General features: G+C 72.2%; 12 protein-coding genes. 5 read left to right on the plus strand and 7 right to left on the minus strand.

All coding sequences use genetic code 11. The features are described from left to right. Nucleotides 1-4 precede the first annotated feature (4 nt). Both ACFYMU_RS17815 and ACFYMU_RS17820 read right to left on the minus strand, forming a co-directional pair. Nucleotides 5-208, minus strand: a complete 204-nt coding sequence (locus ACFYMU_RS17815) for a DUF397 domain-containing protein (RefSeq protein ID WP_388373777.1) — start codon at nucleotides 206-208, stop codon at nucleotides 5-7. After that, nucleotides 205-1,077, minus strand: a complete 873-nt coding sequence (locus ACFYMU_RS17820; RefSeq protein ID WP_388373779.1) for a helix-turn-helix domain-containing protein — start codon at nucleotides 1,075-1,077, stop codon at nucleotides 205-207. Before ACFYMU_RS17820 ends, ACFYMU_RS17815 begins: the two co-directional genes overlap by 4 nt. Nucleotides 1,078-1,321: 244 nt before the next feature. Between ACFYMU_RS17820 and ACFYMU_RS17825 the strand changes: the two genes are divergently transcribed. Beyond that, a complete protein-coding gene (locus ACFYMU_RS17825; RefSeq protein ID WP_388373781.1) occupies nucleotides 1,322-1,906 on the plus strand; it encodes an ATP-binding protein in 585 nt (194 codons plus the stop codon). A gap of 214 nt (nucleotides 1,907-2,120) precedes the next feature. Here the strand turns inward: ACFYMU_RS17825 and ACFYMU_RS17830 are convergent, their stop codons facing one another. Continuing rightward, nucleotides 2,121-3,113, minus strand: coding sequence for an LAETG motif-containing sortase-dependent surface protein (locus ACFYMU_RS17830; protein ID WP_388373783.1), 993 nt, complete (start codon nucleotides 3,111-3,113; stop codon nucleotides 2,121-2,123). Nucleotides 3,114-3,905: 792 nt separating this feature from the next. Further along, a complete protein-coding gene (locus tag ACFYMU_RS17835) occupies nucleotides 3,906-4,223 on the minus strand; it encodes a chorismate mutase (protein WP_388373785.1) in 318 nt (105 codons plus the stop codon). A gap of 374 nt (nucleotides 4,224-4,597) precedes the next feature. Here ACFYMU_RS17835 and guaA point away from each other — a divergent pair, with 374 nt between their 5' ends. Next, the gene (guaA, locus tag ACFYMU_RS17840) at nucleotides 4,598-6,187 is read left to right on the plus strand and encodes a glutamine-hydrolyzing GMP synthase (protein ID WP_388373787.1); all 1,590 of its coding nucleotides are present in this window, start codon (nucleotides 4,598-4,600) and stop codon (nucleotides 6,185-6,187) included. 34 nt (nucleotides 6,188-6,221) lie between these two features. On the opposite strand, the gene ACFYMU_RS17845 is transcribed toward guaA, so the two are convergent. After that, nucleotides 6,222-6,725, minus strand: a complete 504-nt coding sequence (locus ACFYMU_RS17845; protein ID WP_388373789.1) for a pyridoxamine 5'-phosphate oxidase family protein — start codon at nucleotides 6,723-6,725, stop codon at nucleotides 6,222-6,224. A gap of 201 nt (nucleotides 6,726-6,926) precedes the next feature. Here ACFYMU_RS17845 and ACFYMU_RS17850 point away from each other — a divergent pair, with 201 nt between their 5' ends. From ACFYMU_RS17850 to ACFYMU_RS17860, 3 genes are all read left to right on the plus strand, one after another. Continuing rightward, entirely contained in the window at nucleotides 6,927-7,721 is a 795-nt protein-coding gene (locus tag ACFYMU_RS17850; RefSeq protein ID WP_388373791.1) for a class II aldolase/adducin family protein, read from the plus strand. A 358-nt stretch (nucleotides 7,722-8,079) separates the two neighbouring features. Then, nucleotides 8,080-9,369: a hypothetical protein gene (locus ACFYMU_RS17855; protein ID WP_388374048.1), complete on the plus strand. Its 1,290-nt coding sequence runs from the start codon at nucleotides 8,080-8,082 to the stop codon at nucleotides 9,367-9,369. Nucleotides 9,370-9,495: 126 nt separating this feature from the next. Beyond that, the gene (locus tag ACFYMU_RS17860; protein WP_388373793.1) at nucleotides 9,496-10,026 is read left to right on the plus strand and encodes a DoxX family protein; all 531 of its coding nucleotides are present in this window, start codon (nucleotides 9,496-9,498) and stop codon (nucleotides 10,024-10,026) included. A 74-nt stretch (nucleotides 10,027-10,100) separates the two neighbouring features. On the opposite strand, the gene ACFYMU_RS17865 is transcribed toward ACFYMU_RS17860, so the two are convergent. Together ACFYMU_RS17865 and ACFYMU_RS17870 are read right to left on the minus strand one after the other, a co-directional pair. After that, on the minus strand, nucleotides 10,101-10,373 hold the full coding sequence (locus tag ACFYMU_RS17865) for a hypothetical protein (RefSeq protein ID WP_388373795.1): 273 nt from the start codon (nucleotides 10,371-10,373) through the stop codon (nucleotides 10,101-10,103). Beyond that, entirely contained in the window at nucleotides 10,360-11,808 is a 1,449-nt protein-coding gene (locus ACFYMU_RS17870) for a PspC domain-containing protein (protein WP_388373797.1), read from the minus strand. Before ACFYMU_RS17870 ends, ACFYMU_RS17865 begins: the two co-directional genes overlap by 14 nt. Between the last annotated feature and the right edge of the window lie 99 nt (nucleotides 11,809-11,907).

Genomic DNA, 11,907 nt, shown 5'->3' on the forward strand with positions numbered 1-11,907 from the left:
CGGCTCACCCCAGGTACGCGACGAAGGCCCGCCAGGCGTCCGGGCCGAAGCGGATCACCGGACCGGCGGGACGCTTGCTGTCGCGGACGGGGACGAGGGCCGGGCAGCCGTCGGCGACTTCGAGGCAATCACCCTGGCCGCCGCTGTAACTGCTCCTGCGCCATATCGCTGCGTCGGCGCCCTCCGAGGCGGGGGCTTCATGGCTCATGATCTGTACTCCCTGGCAGTGCGCTGGATCAGCCCGAGTGATTCCGTCGGTGGCAATGCTGCCATCCGCGCGTCGTCGAAGAGTGCGCGGTAGCAGGCCACTTCAGCCTCACCCTCCATCCAGATGTTGCCGGTCGGAGCCTCGGTGAGCACGAGGTCGAGCGCCGCCATCTGCGGAAAGCCGAGCAGCAGGTACGGGCCGAACATGCCCGAGTGCGCGCCGCGTGAGAAAGGGAGCACCTGGATGGTGATGTTGGGCTGCTCCGCCATGGCCACCAGGTGTTCCAGCTGTGCGCTCATCACTCTGGGCCCACCGACCTGCTGCCGCAGCACTGCTTCCGCGAGCACGGCCCAGTACGCGATCGGCGACTCGTCGGTGAGGCGTTTCTGCCGGGTAATGCGCACCTGAACGAAACGGTCGATCTCCTCGGGTGTCCGCCAGGCGCGCGAGGCGACCGTCACCGCACGCCCGTACCCCTCCGTCTGCAAGAGCCCGGGAACCAGTTGCACCTGGTAGGTCCGGATGCTCTCGCAGATGGCCTCCATCTCGATCTGATCGACGTACGTGTCGCTGAGCACGGATGCGTACTGGTGCCACCAGCCCTCGCGCCGCCGCCGGTTGGCCGTCCGGGCAAGGGACGCGAGGCGCTCTCGCGACGCCGGATCCACCACCCGGTAGGCGTGCATGAGGGCGATCAGGTCAGGGCTGCGAACGGGGACGTGCCCGTTCTCGATGCGGCTGATCTTGCCCTTGGTGCAGTCGAGCGCCTGGGCGGCTTGCGCCATGGACACTCCTGCGGCCTCGCGGAATCTCCTTAGTTCGTCGCCGAGTTGGCGCCCCAGCACGGTGGACGGTTTGACAGTAGGCATGCGCAACTCCCTACCAGAAGCAGGTCTCCATAACGTGCGGCATTACCTGAAAAGGTGAATCGAGCTACATAGTGTGGCGCAACGTTGCATAGATATTTGTATGCTGCGCCTGCCCGCACGTCGGCGTTCAAGACCTGCGGGAAGACGGGCACTTGACTCACAGCGATCGACCATCGAGGACGCCATGGTGGAGCACCCCTGTCCGAACGAAATCGCCTTCCGGCTGCCCCGCAGCCGCCGCAGCGTGCCCAGAGCGCGTGCGCTGCTGCACGCAGTGCTGGGCGACTGGGGTGTCGGCCGGGAGGTCCTGGAGTCGGCGGAGTTGGTGCTGTCGGAGTTGGTGACCAACGCGCTGCGTGTGCCCGTGCCCGGCGATCGCCAGGTGGGCGTCCGCATCACCCGCTCGGTCGGCGAGGGGCTGCTGCGTCTGGAGGTGAGCGATGCCGGTGGAGGCAGGCCCGAGGTGCGGGAGCCCGCCGACCACGAGACGGGTGGCCGCGGGCTGCTGCTGGTGGCGGCGCTGGCCCATCGGTGGGGTTTCGAGGAGCGCGCGGCCGGGATCGGGAAGACGGTGTACGCCGAACTGAAGGCCCCGGACATCGTTGTCGAGCCGGTCGTGAGGGAGGTGGCGGCGGTCATGGTCCGGCGAGGGGAGCAGGTACGGGTGTGGGGCGAGTGGCGGACCGTCGTCGGGGCTCGCGACGAGCGGGACCCGGCGGGCGCGCCCGCGGTGGAGCTGGAGCTGGACGAGGGCCCGGCGCTGCGCGTGCGCGCGACGGAACCGCTGGCCGTGCGACAGGGTGAGGGCGGGAGCGGGCACGACAAGTAGGAAAGGTGCTGTCCGGACGTGGGTGCGGCTACCGCGACCGTCGTTCGGGTACGGCCTGACGGCCTGACGGCCTGACGGCCTGACGGCCTGACGGCCTGACGGCGTGCCGAAGGGCCTGCACCCCCCTCCGTGTGCAGGCCCTTCGGGCGGGGCGGTAGCGGTGTGTCACCGCCCCCGTGCCGTATGCGCCACGTCCTGACGCCTACCGCGCGTGTTACGCGGCGGCGTCCGGGCCGGCGCCCTTGCGTCGACGGACCACGAACAGCGCACCGGCACCCACGGCGACGGCGAGGCCGCCGACGAGGCCGATGGTCGGCAGCGCGGAGCTGGAGCCGGTCTCGGCCAGGTTGCCGGTGACTTCCTGCGTGTTGTTCTTGTTCGGCTTCTCAGTGGGAACGGGGGCCTTGCCGCCTTCCTGCGGCTTGGTGCCACCCGTGTCGCTCCCGGCCTTGACGATCTGGATCACGTAGTGGGCCTCGCCCGCGCTGAGGCAGCTCTCCTCCTCGTCGAAGTAGACTCCGCCGCCGATCGTCAGACCTTCACCGACCGGAGCGCTGGCCTTGACGTTCAGCCGGAGCTGGTAGTTGAGCGTCTGGCCGCCCTCGATGTCGGAGAGGTCGAGATAGCCCACGGAGTGGCCCGCGCCGTCCGTGACGTCCTCCCAGGCGCCTTCGTACTTCACCTGGAGCTGGACCTGGCTGGACTTGAACGCGTCCTGGGCGGTCTCGTCGTTGGGGCCGACGCCCGCGTAGAAGACGACGTCCTTCGCGCTGGTCTTCGTGGGGTTCTTGACGGTGAGCGTGAAGGGATGCCAGCCGCTGCCGACCGCGATCTTGCCCGGCAGGCCGGTGAGCTGGGCGTCCAGCTTGGACTTGTAGTCCGGATTGTCCTCGCAGATGCCGGACGGCTCGGTCGGCTCGTCGGTCGGCTCCGCGCTGTCGGTGGGCTGGTCGGTCGGCGTGTTCGACGCAGACGCGGTGTCGGTCGGCGAGGACGAGGTCGACGCGGTGTCGGTCGGCGAGGACGAGACCGACGCGGTGTCGGTCGGCGAGACGGAGGTTGCGGGGCTGCTCTCGTCGGCCGCCGGGCTGCTCACCGGCGCGCTCGGAGAAGAGTCCGACGCGAACGCGACCGGAGCCGAGAGCAGGGCCAGCGGGGCTATGGCGGCCGTCGCGGCTGCGGTGACCATGGCGCGGCGAAGCTTCATGAAGACCTCGGAAGTCTGACGTGCTGCGGCGCGGCAGCACACGGTTGGGGGAGGTCTCCGCGTGTGGGGCGCGGGTGTGACCGTTGGTTGCGTAGAGGAGACCCGTGACCACCGGGAAGGGTTGTCCCGCGCCTCACGGAATTCTTATGTGACGTAGGCCACTCGACGGCGGGTGTGCTGCGGTCCCGGCCCGGCCCCGCCGTGCACGCAAAGGGCCCCGCGGCCGGGGGGAAGGTCGCGGGGCCCCTCTTGCGTCAGCACCGGCGTCAGGGCGGCGCCGGTGCCCGGAGCGGCGCCGGGGGATTGCGCCGCTGGTCCAATGTGGCCGCCCGGTCGTGCGCCCGGCGCACTCGGGGAGCGCGTCTGGTATGGACCTTTGGCGGTTGTAGGGCGGAGATCCGGAGGTGTCCTCTGTCCGCGGAGCCCGCCGTCCTTCGCATCGTGCTGGACGACCCCGGCCTCCGCAACCGTTTCGACCGCACCTGAACGGATTTCCGCCGGCCGGCTCCGGGCGTCCCCGGAGCCGGCCGTTTACTGGTGACCGGGCTGCTGTCCCCTGCCGTCCGGTCACATCCCTGGGGCGAGGTCCCACGACGCACGGCACGATCCGTCCGTACGCCTCATCGCCCCAGCGGAGCCACGCGTGGTTCTTTCGGGCCCGCCCCTGGCTGGCACGGACACCGGGACCAACGAACCCCGCGCGCTCCCGGTCACGTGCCGTACGGGTGAGAGACAATGGGAACGTGGGTGCGCCGGACGCCCGTCGCAGGACGGGGTTCCGCGGCGGCCGCCTCAGACGCGGCCCCGGCACAGCTCCAGCAGGGTCATCGCGAGGGCCGTGCCCGGCTTGCCGAGGGCCTCCCGGTAGCGGCCCAGGATCTCCATCTCGCGGGAGAGGCTCACCCGGCGGCCGCCGGAGGCGATACGGGCGTCCTGGATGACGGCGGAGACCGCCATGCGCTCCTGGATGAGGCCGATGAGACGGTCGTCCAGGGCGTCGATGCGTTCACGGGCGCCGCTGATCAGGTCGGCGGCCTCGGACGTACGGGCGCCGGTCTTCTCGGTGGTCGTCTTCCCGGCGGTCGTCTGCTCGGTGGTGGGGGCGGTCATGTGGGGCTCCTCTGGGGTCGGTGTCGCGGCGAGGTGCCCGGGACCGGCGCGGTCCGCAAACGCCAGGCGCCCCGGACCATGTCGGCCCGGGGCGCCTGGGAGGTGCTTGTCAGTGGCTCAAGCAGCACGACCATGGCATCCGGCGGGCCGGCTGCCATAGGTAAAGACGAAGGTCGTGTGCGTCAGCATGTCTCCAGTATGCCGAGGGCCCGGGGTGCGTACCAAGCGGGTTCGGATGGTGAGACGGGGGCCGGTGGACCTCCCGACCGGGAAACCGGCGTGCGGGCCCGTCCCCGGTGAGACGGAGGGTCCCACCGCCCGCCCCGTTAGAATCGGGTACCACAGCCCCCTGTCAAGCCGCCGGAAGGCAACCCGTGTCATCAGCGACCCCCGCTGCCACCGCCCCCGACACCGTCCTGGTCGTCGACTTCGGCGCGCAGTACGCCCAGCTCATCGCCCGTCGCGTCCGCGAGGCCCGGGTCTACAGCGAGATCGTGCCGAGCACCATGCCGGTCGCGGAGATGCTCGCCAGGAACCCGGCGGCGATCATCCTCTCCGGCGGCCCCTCGTCCGTCTACGAGGAGGGCGCCCCGACCGTCGACCGCGCCCTCTTCGAGGCCGGCGTCCCCGTCTTCGGCATGTGCTACGGCTTCCAGCTGATGGCCCGGGCCCTCGGCGGCACCGTGGACAACACCGGGGCGCGTGAGTACGGCCGTACGGCGCTGAGCGTCTGCCGGCCGTCCTCCACCCTCTTCGAGGGCACCCCCGCCGAGCAGTCCGTGTGGATGTCCCACGGCGACGCCTGCTCCGCCGCCCCCGAGGGCTTCACCGTCACGGCGTCCACGGACGTCGTCCCGGTCGCCGCCTTCGAGGACGACGAGAAGAAGCTGTACGGCGTCCAGTACCACCCCGAGGTCATGCACTCCACGCACGGCCAGCAGGTGCTGGAGCACTTCCTGTACCGCGGCGCGGGGCTGGCTCCGACCTGGACCACCGGCAATGTGATCGAGGAGCAGGTCGAGACGATCCGCCGGCAGGTCGGCTCCAGGCGCGCCATCTGCGGGCTGTCCGGCGGCGTGGACTCCGCGGTCGCCGCCGCCCTCGTGCAGAAGGCCATCGGTTCCCAGCTGACCTGCGTCTACGTCGACCACGGTCTGATGCGCAAGGGTGAGACCGAGCAGGTCGAGAAGGACTTCGTGGCCGCCACCGGCGTCCAGCTGAAGGTCGTCGACGCCCAGGAGCGGTTCCTCACCGCGCTGGCGGGGGTCTCCGACCCCGAGCAGAAGCGGAAGATCATCGGCCGCGAGTTCATCCGCGTCTTCGAGCAGGCCCAGGCGGAGATCGTCGCCGAGGCCGGCGAGAGCGGCGAGCCGGTGGAGTTCCTCGTCCAGGGCACCCTCTACCCGGACGTGGTCGAGTCCGGCGGCGGCACCGGCACGGCCAACATCAAGTCCCACCACAACGTGGGTGGCCTGCCCGAGGACCTCGAGTTCCAGCTCGTCGAGCCGCTGCGCAAGCTCTTCAAGGACGAGGTCCGCATGGTCGGCCACGAGCTCGGCCTGCCGGAGGAGATCGTCCAGCGCCAGCCCTTCCCGGGCCCGGGCCTCGGCATCCGCATCGTCGGCGAGGTCACCAGGGAGCGGCTCGACCTGCTGCGCGAGGCCGACGCCATCGCCCGCGAGGAGCTGACGGCGGCCGGCCTCGACCGCGAGATCTGGCAGTGCCCCGTGGTCCTGCTCGCCGACGTGCGCAGCGTCGGCGTCCAGGGCGACGGCCGGACGTACGGCCACCCGATCGTGCTGCGTCCCGTCTCGTCCGAGGACGCCATGACCGCCGACTGGTCCCGGCTGCCGTACGACGTGCTCGCGAAGATCTCGACCCGGATCACCAACGAGGTCCGTGACGTCAACCGCGTCGTCCTCGACGTGACCTCGAAGCCGCCGGGCACCATCGAGTGGGAGTGACCCCGGGGGCGTCCCGGGGCCACCACCCCCTGAGTCATGTCCGCCGGAGGGTGCGCACCGGCTCTCCGGGCTTCCAGACCTGGACGACCAGATACGTGTCGTCCTCGACGTAGGTCCGCACGACCTCCGTCAGCTCGGTGCGGAAGAGGTGGAACGGCTGCGGCGGTTTCACCTCTTCCACGTACGCGCTCTTCGCCGCGCCGTCCTCGACCTCGACGGCCCGCCCGCTGACGCGCACATCACCGCCGCCCATCCCGGTCCCCGGTCCCGGGTTCGCCTGGAGGGCGAAGCGGGGGTCGCGCCGCAGGTCCAGCGCCTTGAGCGAGTCCGGCATCATGCCGAGCCACAGCTCGCCGTTCAGGAAGCGGACCTCCAGGCCGGTGGTGCGGGGCGAGCCGTCCTTGCGGAGGGTCGCCAGGACGTGATGGGTGAAGGCGCCGAAGCGTTCCTCGGCGAGGCGGGCGAGGACGGGCTCGGCGGCGGTGAAGGCCGCCCAGCTCGACGGCGTGCGGCTCGATGGGAGGGGGCTGGGTGTCATACCGTGAGTCTGACCCCGGATACCCGACATCACCTGTCATGATCCACGGCCGCACGCGAGTGTTTCCCCGGCTCCGGCTCCGGTGCCGCGGTGCGAGGACCCGCGTTACGGTTGCGCACTCTCTTCACCGCACGGCTCTGTTCTCCTGCGGAGACCGACGGTAACTTCCGCTTCGTCAAGGAACCCAGTGCTGGAGGACACATGCACGGGCCGACCCCGCCGCTGCCCCTGCCCACCGATCAGCTGCAGTTCGCCATGCCCCCGATGCACGAATCCCTGGAGGACGAGCGTCGGCACCGCAAGGAGCGGCTGGCCGGAGCGCTGCGGATCTTCGGCCGGCTCGGCTTCGAGGACGGCGTCTCCGGGCACATCACCGCACGCGACCCGGAGTTCACCGACTGCTTCTGGGTCAACCCGTTCGGGATGCCGTTCAAGCACGTCACCGTGAGTGACCTGGTGATGGCCAACCAGGACGGGCAGGTGATCGACGGCCGCTACCACGTGAACCAGGCGGCGTTCACCGTGCACACCCAGGTGCACGCCGCCCGGCCGGACGTCGTCGCCGTCGCCCACTGCCACTCCGTGCACGGGCGGGCCCTCGCGGCGCTCGGCGATCTGCTGGACCCCATCACGCAGGAGTCCTGCGCGTTCTACGAGGACCACGCCGTCTACGACGCCTACACCGGCGTCGCCGTGGACGCCGAGGAGGGCCGCCGGATCGCCACCGCCCTGGGCACGCGCAAGGCGCTTGTCCTGCGCAACCACGGGCTGCTGACCGTGGGCGACTCGGTGGACGCGGCGGCCTGGTGGTTCCTGTCGATGGAACGCTCCTGCCAGGTGCAGCTCACGGCCAGGGCGGCGGGACGGCCGGTCCTGATCGACCACCGGCAGGCGGTGGCGACCCGGGAGCAGCTGGGCGGGGACCTGGTGGCCTGGATCAACTACCAGCCGCTGTGGCAGGACATCAGCCGCGGTGAACCGGATCTGCTGAGCTGAACCGACCGCTGGGGGACCGCGCTGGGCGTCCGCACGTCGCGGTCGCGGTCGCCGTCGCCGTCGCCGTCGCCGTCGCGGTCGCCGTCGTGGTGGCCGACGCGACCGGTCCGGGGGACGGTCGGACGGTCCCCGACGGCGTCAACCAAGGGCTTGCCCTTCACTCGTCCGGGTGGACCTGGCGAACGCGGGGTGTGATTCATACGGCACAATTCGCTGTCGTCGCAGGGCAGTTGTACGGCATCGCCGTCCGGCGGTCGTGCGTGTCAGAACCCGGTCGGGCGGCGGCCGGGTGGAGCCGTCCGGCCAGGTGGTGGCCGGGTGCGGCAGGGAGATCGGCGCGGGGAAGGCGGCAGCGGGCGTGGCGGTGCAGGAGGCGGGGCAGGATGCGGGGCGCGGGGGCGGTCCGGGCGTGCACGGGGGTGGCTGCACCTGCGGCGACTGCCCGCACGGGGCACGCGAGGGACACCGGCGCGCGGTCGCGGAGTTCCTGGCGAGGCGTGAGGAGTTCGCGTCCGGGCGGGGGCTGCCCGCGGCGGTCGCGTACTCCGCGTCCGCGTCCCGCCAGTGGGTCTCCGACGAGCTGACGCAGTCCGCGGACCTCGTCGCCGAGCGGCGCAGGGCCGACGGCGCGGCCTGGCTGGCCGGGCTGTGGCGGCGCACGGCCGTCGCGGTGTGGGGCACGGTGGGCGTCCTGCTGCTGGCCCAGGCGCTGACGGCGATCGGCGCGGGGTGGACCGTGGCGCGGACGGCCGGGCTCGCCGCGGCGGTGCTGATGGGATCCGCGCTGACCGCCGCCGCATATCTGCACCGGGCGCGCGGCGGCGCGCTCGCGCCCGTCATCGGGGAGGACAACCGGCTGTCGACCTCGCGCGCGGTGGCGGCGAGCTGGGTGCTGTTCGCGGTGTACGCGGTGCTGGTGCTGGCCGGTGAGCTGGCCGCGGCCTCCGCGCACGGCCGGCGTGACGCGCTGATCGCCGGCCTCGACCTCGCGCGCGGGGCGGGCGCGGTCACCGTGATCGCGGTGGTGAGCGGGATCGCGGTCCTCGTGCGCAGGGTGGTCGGGCTGCGCGTCCTCGGCCAGCGCCTGCAGAAGGTGCGCGCCGACCGGCCGCGCGCCGCCGACCTGCTGACGGACGACTCCGGGCGGGGCGGCTTCGCGGACACGCAGTACGTGGTCATCAGCGCGGTCGCCCTGGCCTTCGCGCTGGTCCGGCTGGCCCGGCGACCGGACCAGCTGCCCGATCTGCCGTGGGGGCTGGCGCTGCTGGTGCTGGTGTCGGCGGCCACCTACCTCGCCGGGAAGTACGCGGAGGGCGGCCGCCCGGTGGTGCTCTCCGTGGTCCGGGCGCGAGAGGCGGGCGACCTGGACGCGCCGATCCGTACGGGTGACGACATCGAGATCCGGGGCGCGGGCTTCGTACCGCCCGGCGCCCAGACGGCGGACCGGCTGTCCCGGATGGTGGTGCGCATCGGCGCCATCCACGTCCATGTCCCCCTGGTCCCCGTGCCCGGCGGCTTCAGCAATCCGACGGACACCCTCCTGACGGTTCCGGTACCGGCGGATGTCGAGCCGGGGCGGGTGGAGGTGCAGGTGGTGACGGCGGCCGGGGTGGAGACCAATCGGGTGGCCATCGAGGTGACGGACTGACAGGTCCCCGGCCGCTGGCGACAATCAGGGGGAAAGTCGCCGCACAGCGGTTGAGCGGGCCCCGCCCTGTGCACGTATGGTCTGTTGAGGAGTCAACGACATGGCGCACGAGAGGCGGCGGACACGATGGCTCATGGCATGCGCACGGAGACCCACACCCCCTACCTCGACCAGGGCCGCTCCTGGCGGGACACCGCCACCCGGTACGCCCTGCTCCCGCTGCGAGTGTTCCTGGGCGTCACCTTCGTCTACGCGGGCGTGGACAAGCTCACCGACAACGCCTTCCTGCACGCCTCCGGCAACGGTTCGGTCGGCGACCTGATGCGGACCGTACGCGACTCCTCGGCGATCCCGGCGATGGTCGACCTCGCGCTGAAGAACCCCGTCGGCTTCGGCTACGCCATCGCCTTCGGTGAACTCGCCGTCGGCATCGGCACCCTCGTCGGCCTGCTCGGCCGGCTCGCCGCGCTCGGCGGCGCGCTCATCTCGATGAGCCTGTGGCTGACCGTGAGCTGGCAGTCCAGCCCCTACTACTACGGCAACGACCTGGCGTACCTGATGGCCTGGCTGCCCCTGGTCCTCGCCGGCGCCCCGGTCCTTTCCCTGGACGCCGCCATCCGTTCCCGGCGCCGGAACCGCTCGGGCGCGGACTGGTAGGGACAGCCGTCGGCCGTCACGCGGCGGCGGCCCGGTCCCGCTGACAGGGACACGCACCGGACACGCCCCGGCCGTCACGCGGCGGCGGCCCGGTCCTGTCCGGTGTGTTCACCGGCGCGCGCCTCCGCGGCGGCCCTGCGGGCCTTGCGGGCCTTGCGGGCCCTGCGCAGTGAGCGGGCCAGCAGGCCCGTCACGGCCGCGAGGCAGAGTCCGCCGACGAGGACCGGGACGATCACGAACCACGGCGTCTCCCAGGCGCCCCGCGCGTCACCGGCGTAGACGACGCCCGCGACGATCAGGGAGACGCCGGCGACCAGTCGGCCGGGCTGGAACTCATGACGCAGCACGGGTCACCTCCACCTGGCCCATGCCGACCTCCAGGCTGAGGTCGAAGGTGGCCGCGCTCTTCGTGCCGGACGGCGGGGAGAGCGTCAACCGCTTGTGCTTGCCGGGTGCCACGTCCACGTCCTTCTCGCTCTCGCCGGGCAACCGGATGTCGCCCAGACCCGCGCGGATGTCGAGCTTCACCGTCGCGTTCCGCGGAACGACCACCGCGAGCCGGCCCACGCCCACCTCCGCCCGGGTCGTCACCGTCTGCGTGCCACGGGGCTCGAGCCGGGTGAGGTCCAGCGTGCCGACACCGGTGCCCAGGTCGTACGTGCTGTGCACGGCGGCCGCCGAGGCCGGGGCCCAGGTCGTGCGCGTCCAGTGGCTGCTGATGTCCTTCGGCAGGGCCGCCGACGCGGCGAGCAGACCCGCGGTGATCACGGCGAGGAACACCGAGCCCGCTCCCGTACGGCCCAGAAGCGAACTGACCGCGATGCCCGCCCCGAAGACGACGAGCGCGTACGCCAGCCCCGTCTGCAGGCTCGTGCCCAGCGCGTCGGCGTCCCAGGTGAGACGGGCGCCGAGACCGCCGGCGAGCAGCGCCGCCAGGAACACCCAGCCACCGATCCAGCGCGGACCCCGCGGCCTCGGCGGCTGTGCCCCCGTCCCTCTGCCGTACGACGTGCCGCGGGCGGTGGCGACCGCCGCCGCCACCTCGCGGCTGGGCGTGTCGCTCGGCCCCCACAGATACCCCGTACCGCCCACATGCGTGCCGTCCTTGACGATGGGCTCCCGCCACCAGGAGGGGTGGACGGCGGGGACGGGCGGCGCCGTCGCCTCCGGCGGCGCGTCGGCCACGGCCTGTGCCGCGAGCGGGTCGGGGTCCGCGGCGTCGCGCTGCCGCGACCAGTAGCCCGCGCCCGCCAGCAGCAGGGACAGGACGGCGGCGAAGGTCAGCACCCCGCCGTTCCTCAGCATCGACAGAAAGACCCCGCAGCCCACCAGGGCGAAGAGGACGGCGGCCAGGCCCTGGCCGCCGACACGGCCCGTCAGCAGCTTGCGGATCTCGTTCTCGTCCTCGTCCTCGTACGGGACGAAGAGCCAGACGAAGCCGTAGAAGATGAGGCCGAGGCCGCCGGTCGCGGAGAGCACTGCGAGCACGATCCGGAAGATCACCGGGTCCATGTCGCACTGACGGGCCAGGCCCGCGCAGACGCCGGCCAGCATCTTGTGCCGACGCTCGCGCCGGAAGGGACCCGGCCCCTCGGCGACGGCCGCGTCGTCCCGCACCGGCCCGCGCTCGCCGGCCGCCGTGCCCTGCCCGGCCGCCGTGCGCTCGCCGGACGCCGGCGCGGCATCCCGCGGGGCGGTGCCCCGCGGACCGTCGCCCGGCGGACGGGCGCCCCGGCCCGCGCCGGGGCCGGCCCCCGCCGCCGCGTGCTGCTGATCTGTCATGCGTCCATGGTCCCTGCCCCGGCCGCCCGGCGGCAGTCGGGACGACCCTGGCCGAACCCTGAAATCGGCCCCGCCGGCCACCCGGGGGAGCGCTCGATC

The sequence above is a fragment of the Streptomyces sp. NPDC007264 genome, from assembly GCF_042869095.1.
In the GTDB taxonomy this organism is placed as follows: domain Bacteria; phylum Actinomycetota; class Actinomycetes; order Streptomycetales; family Streptomycetaceae; genus Streptomyces.

Bases quoted from the DNA above. Each gene is read 5' to 3' on its own strand.
- ACFYMU_RS17815 (WP_388373777.1), bottom strand. From the start codon at position 208: ATGAGCCATGAAGCCCCCGCCTCGGAGGGCGCCGACGCAGCGATATGG.
- ACFYMU_RS17820 (WP_388373779.1), bottom strand. From the start codon at position 1,077: ATGCCTACTGTCAAACCGTCCACCGTGCTGGGGCGCCAACTCGGCGAC.
- ACFYMU_RS17830 (WP_388373783.1), bottom strand. From the start codon at position 3,113: ATGAAGCTTCGCCGCGCCATGGTCACCGCAGCCGCGACGGCCGCCATA.
- ACFYMU_RS17835 (WP_388373785.1), bottom strand. From the start codon at position 4,223: ATGACCGCCCCCACCACCGAGCAGACGACCGCCGGGAAGACGACCACC.
- ACFYMU_RS17845 (WP_388373789.1), bottom strand. From the start codon at position 6,725: ATGACACCCAGCCCCCTCCCATCGAGCCGCACGCCGTCGAGCTGGGCG.
- ACFYMU_RS17850 (WP_388373791.1), top strand. From the start codon at position 6,927: ATGCACGGGCCGACCCCGCCGCTGCCCCTGCCCACCGATCAGCTGCAG.
- ACFYMU_RS17860 (WP_388373793.1), top strand. From the start codon at position 9,496: ATGGCTCATGGCATGCGCACGGAGACCCACACCCCCTACCTCGACCAG.
- ACFYMU_RS17870 (WP_388373797.1), bottom strand. From the start codon at position 11,808: ATGACAGATCAGCAGCACGCGGCGGCGGGGGCCGGCCCCGGCGCGGGC.